This window comes from Desulfonatronospira sp. MSAO_Bac3 (assembly GCF_003838035.1).
Classification (GTDB): Bacteria; Desulfobacterota; Desulfovibrionia; order Desulfovibrionales; family Desulfonatronovibrionaceae; genus Desulfonatronospira; species Desulfonatronospira thiodismutans.
The window spans coordinates 1-5,073 of sequence record NZ_QYZY01000194.1 but is presented as its reverse complement, the minus strand read 5'-3'; the positions used below and the strand labels follow the sequence as shown (position 1 = coordinate 5,073).

Annotated in this window: 3 protein-coding genes; all 3 read right to left on the bottom strand. The window is 54.4% G+C overall.

Translation table 11 applies throughout. The features are described 5' to 3' along the window. Positions 1-449 precede the first annotated feature (449 nt). Positions 450-2,444: an excinuclease ABC subunit UvrB gene (gene uvrB, locus D5S03_RS06735; protein ID WP_287043115.1), complete on the bottom strand. Its 1,995-nt coding sequence runs from the start codon at positions 2,442-2,444 to the stop codon at positions 450-452. 203 nt (positions 2,445-2,647) lie between these two features. Continuing rightward, positions 2,648-3,757 carry an NUDIX hydrolase gene (locus D5S03_RS06730; protein ID WP_287043114.1) on the bottom strand — a complete coding sequence of 370 codons (1,110 nt, stop codon included), beginning with the start codon at positions 3,755-3,757 and terminating at the stop codon, positions 2,648-2,650. After that, positions 3,757-5,073, bottom strand: a 1,317-nt coding sequence (gene xseA / locus D5S03_RS06725) for an exodeoxyribonuclease VII large subunit (protein ID WP_287043112.1), incomplete at its 5' end; no start/stop codon positions are given. The genes D5S03_RS06730 and xseA, both read right to left, overlap by 1 nt.

Below are 5,073 nucleotides of genomic sequence, written 5' to 3'. Positions count from 1 at the left end.
GACACAGATAAAAGAGATTGAAGAAGCATGTTTTTTCCTTGCGGGAATAAGAACCCGCAAGGAAAAGGCATCAGCCGCTTGCGCGGGGGGAAGATTACTCCCCGGTATCTACCGCGGATGCGGTGGAGACCATGTGCATACCAGGTTCTTCATTCCTGGTATGCACATAAAAAAACCTTTCTTATCTGTGTGCATCTGTGTGATCTGTGGGCAATAGTCTTTTTTCTTAAAAAAATAAGTGCGGAACAGTTACAGTGCCAAGCGCTGAACCCCTGCCATAGCTCAAATTTTTCTTGTTTTTTGTGATAGGGTTTCAAGAGTAAGTCTAATCGGGCCATGCCCGCGACCTGTTGTCAGTTAGCTGTTATTAGTTAATTGAGATAAGGCAGTTAATTCATGGTTTTGTTCTGTAACAATTAACAATTAACTGATAACTGTTAACTTCCAAACTAAACCATCAAAGCATTTTTCAAGTCCTGAATGCGGTCCCTGACCCGGGCCGCTTCCTCAAATTCCAGGTCCTGGGCCAGCTTGCGCATTTTGCGCTCCAGACTCTTTATTTCCTTCTCCAGCTTTTGCGGATCAGCACCATACCGGGAAATCTCCTCAGCAGCCAGCCCCATCTGTTCAGGTTCAGGCTGGTTGTGCATCTCGTACAGGGTGTTGGGTCCGGCTTTGACAATGCTGGCCGGGACTATGCCGTGCTCCAGGTTGAATTCCTTCTGCTTGCTTCGCCTGCGCTCGGTCTCGTCCATGGCCCGCCGCATGGAGTCCGTAACCCTGTCCGCGTACATGATCACCCTGGCATCCACATTGCGCGCGGCCCGGCCGAAGGTCTGGATGAGGGACCTGGTGGAGCGCAGAAAGCCCTCCTTGTCCGCATCCAGGATGGACACCAGTGACACTTCCGGGATGTCCAGGCCTTCGCGCAGAAGGTTAATCCCCACCAGCACGTAAAACTCCCCTGCCCTGAGGGCCTGGATAATGGCCACCCTCTCCAGGGTATCTATGTCCGAATGCAGGTACTTGCTCCTGACACCCCGTTCCTGCAGATAATCCGTAAGATCTTCGGCCATGCGCTTGGTCAGGGTGGTCACCAGCACCCTCTGGTCGTTTTCCTGCCGCTGCAGGCATTCATTGAGAAGATCATCCATCTGGCCATGGGTGGGACGCACCTCGATTTCGGGGTCCACCAGACCGGTGGGCCGGATGATCTGCTCCGCCAGAACTCCCTGAGATTTATCCATTTCCCAGGGGCCGGGAGTTGCAGATACGTACACTGTCTGTCCCATCCTCTCCTGGAACTCATCAAAACTCAGGGGCCGGTTGTCCAGGGCCGAAGGCAGCCTGAACCCGAAATCCACCAGGGTCTTCTTCCTGGACAGGTCTCCGTTGTACATGCCTCCGACCTGGGGAATGGTAATATGGGACTCATCAATGAACAAAAGGTAGTCATCCGGAAAATAATCCAGAAGGCAGGCCGGGGGCTGACCCTGCCTGCGTCCGTCCAGATGCCTGGAATAGTTTTCAATGCCGTTGCAATAGCCCATCTCCTGGATCATCTCCAGGTCCAGTTGGGTCCTCTGCTCCAGTCTCTGGGCCTCCACCAGCATGTTCTGCTCCTGAAACCAGTTCAGCCTGTGCCGCAGTTCCTCCCGGATATCGTTCATGGCCCTCTGCAGATTGTCCTGGTCGGATACATAGTGGCTGCCCGGATAAATAACCGTTTTCTTGAGCCTGGATTTTATCTCCCCGGTTAATGGATCGGTCTCAAACAGGGATTCCACGGTATCTCCGAAAAACTCAATTCGCAGGGCCTGTTCCATGCGATAGGCCGGGATTATTTCCAGGACGTCTCCGCGCACCCGGAAAGTACCCCGGTGAAAGTCGTAGTCGTTGCGCTCGTACTGCACCTCCACCAGCCTGGCCATGAGCTCGTCCATGTCCATGGTCTGCCCTTCTTCTAAGGGAATGATCATCTTGGAGTAGTATTCCGGAGAACCCAGGCCGTATATGCAGGACACCGAGGCTACAATGAGCACGTCCCTGCGGGTGAGCAGGGCATGGGTGGCGGCGTGCCTCAATTTGTCTATGTCGTCATTTATGGAGGAATCTTTTTCAATGTAGGTGTCGGTGCGGGGCAGATAGGCCTCGGGCTGGTAATAGTCATAGTAGCTGACAAAATACTCCACTGCGTTTTCCGGGAAAAGCAGCCGGAATTCGTTGTACAGCTGGGCCGCCAGGGTCTTGTTGGGGGCCATGACCAGGGCCGGCCGGTTGCTCCTGGCAATGACATTGGCCATGGTAAAGGTCTTGCCTGAACCGGTCACGCCCAGAAGTACCTGGTGATCCAGGCCCTGATCCAGGTTCTGCACCAGATGTTCAATGGCCTCAACCTGGTCACCCTGGGGAGTATATTCAGATACGAGATTAAATGCTGTCATGTGTTAAATGTAGTGGCTTACTCCTCAGACCCTGCCACAAAAAACAAGAAACTTAGACAGGATTAACAGGATTGACAGGATAACCTTTTGGCCTGGCTTCCGGCCAGGACAAAATGATTCTTTTCTTTATCCATCTCTTAATCCTGTTAATCCTGTCAAATAGCTCTTTTCTTTATTGGGTTGCGGGCATGGCCCGCTTTAGTTTACCGCTTACCCATCCACTGCCTGTACAGCCTGAATTCGTCTTCAAAGTTGTCACTCAGAGTCCCATTACCCAGATTTTCTTCAATCTCTTCTGTTTTCCAGAATTTCACAGCGTCAATTTCTTCCGGGTTGAATTCCACCTGTCCATCATACCGGCAGGTATAGGTATAGACCAGTTCAGACTCAAAGTCATTGGAATGGATATACTTGTAGGCAAACTGCACATCCCTGGGCCGGATCCCCAGTTCTTCCTGCATTTCCCGGTACATGGCCGTCTCAATGGACTCACCGCAATCCACGTGTCCGCCCACTGAGGTATCCCACCGACCCGGGGCCACCCTCTTGTTCAGAGAGCGCTTCTGCAGAAGAAGCCTGTCCTGGTCATCAAAGACCAGTACATGCACCACCCTGTGCAGCAGACTGTTGTTTCCGTGCACGCGTTTCCTGGGTGCCGCCCCCAGCACGCATCCCTCCCGGTCAACCACTTCCAGTATTTCCTGTTCCTGTACCAGGTAATGGCAGATGGCCCGGGCGGCATCTCCATAACCCTGATGCTCAGGTATATGCTGTGCATGGGAATCCTCTGCCGCAGGCAGATCAATACGCAGGTCCGCCTGGTGCAGGTATTTTCCGAGCATATCAGCATATTCTTTTAAAAACGGCTCATTGGAAAATAAGCCTTTATAAACTTCAGTCCAGAAATAATCCTCCACAAGGACAGAGGCAATCCCGGCCTTGCCGGCTGCAGCTATGGCCAGGGGCGAAGTATCGCTTATAGCCAGGCAGCATCCAGCCTCTGAAAGCAGCTGTGAATATTCCCCTACCTGCTCCTGCCCGAAGGACAGGCTCCTCTGCAGAAACTCTGCTTTTTCTTCCGGATTATCCTGCCGCGGTCGGTCATGCACAAGCGCCGTCCCGGGATATCGGTTGTGACAGGCATGCGCAGCCTGGAGATGATTTTTCAAGACATCTTCCCGGACTCCTGAAAAAACCTCGAAATGCACAAAGGGCCATTGCGCATGGATGGAGTTCATAAGGCAGGCCGCCCGCCTGACATGCCCGGGGTCCTGCACTGGTAAAAAATACGCCAGAGAAAGTTTGTGCTGCATCAATCTCCTCCCACCCGGCTCTTAATCTGTCCATCAATCACTGTAATCTCCAGAACGTCGCCGGGGCTTACGTCATGTACGCTGCGCAGGAATTTCCCGCTTTTGGCCACAGTAACCAGGCTGTAACCCCGCCTGATGGGTGCGTAAGGATCCAGGGACTCCAGCTTTTCCGCGGCAAAGGACACTTTATTCTCCCTGTCTTCCAGGAAATTAACCGCCCGGGCCTTCAGTGTCTGTTGCAGATAATCCAGCTGCTGATGCCTGACTTCCCAGTAGTCCGGGCTGAATTTACCCCGGAGCCTGGATTCAAGCTCCTGGACCATACGCATGTACATATCCAGAAAATTCCCGCCCTCCCTCTTCAAAGCCTGCTCCAGGGAGTCAAGCTGTTCTTCCCTGCGCTGCATCTGCCTGGCCGGGCTGAGCCACCCCAGTCCCCTGGACAGATTCTGCAGCTGTTCTTCCCTGGTCTTTAAAAATCTCTTGTAGGCCTGCACCAGGAGCATCTCCTGTTCATCCAGGCGCACCCAGAGATCCTTTCTCTGAGGCCACAGATGCTGGGGAACATGACTGGGAGTGGCCGCCCGCAGATCAGCCACCAGGTCGGCAATGGTGGTATCCACCTCGTGCCCCACCCCGGTTATCACCGGGATATGCGAACCGGCTATGGCCCTGGCCACTTCCTCGCTGTTGAAGGCCCACAGGTCCTCCAGGGAGCCGCCCCCGCGCATGAGCACCAGGACCTGCACTTTGTCCTCCCGGCAGGCCCGGTTTATCGCCCGGACAATATCCGCCGGGGCCTTGTCCCCCTGTACCAGGCTGGGATAGACAATTATCTTTGAGCCCATCCCCATATCTTCGGCCACACGCATGAAGTCCTGCAGGGCAGCGCCCGTAGAGGCGGTAATTATGCCCACCCGCTCCGGGTTGAAGGGAATCTTCATCTTGCGCTCCGCTTCAAAGAGCCCTTCCTGCTGCAGCCTGGCCTTGAGGGCCTCAAAGGCCAGAAACAGATCCCCCAGGCCCTGCTCCTGGACCAGTTCGGCGATGAGCTGGTAGGTGCCCCTGGGGGGATATACGCCTATACGCCCGGCACAGATGACTTCCTGACCGTTGTCCAGGCTTGCCGCAGGATCACTGTTCTGCTTGCGGCTGGCTGCCTGGGTGTTTTTGAACCACACCACCTGCAGGGCGGCCTGCTCATCCTTGAGGGTGAAATAGATATGACCGGAACCCGGACGGCTGACATTGGTGGCCTGCCCCCGCACCCAGACAAAGGGGAAGTGCATCTCCACCACTTCGCGGATGGCTGCGGT

Bases quoted from the DNA above. Each gene is read 5' to 3' on its own strand.
- D5S03_RS06730 (WP_287043114.1), bottom strand. From the start codon at position 3,757: ATGCAGCACAAACTTTCTCTGGCGTATTTTTTACCAGTGCAGGACCCC.
- uvrB (WP_287043115.1), bottom strand. From the start codon at position 2,444: ATGACAGCATTTAATCTCGTATCTGAATATACTCCCCAGGGTGACCAG.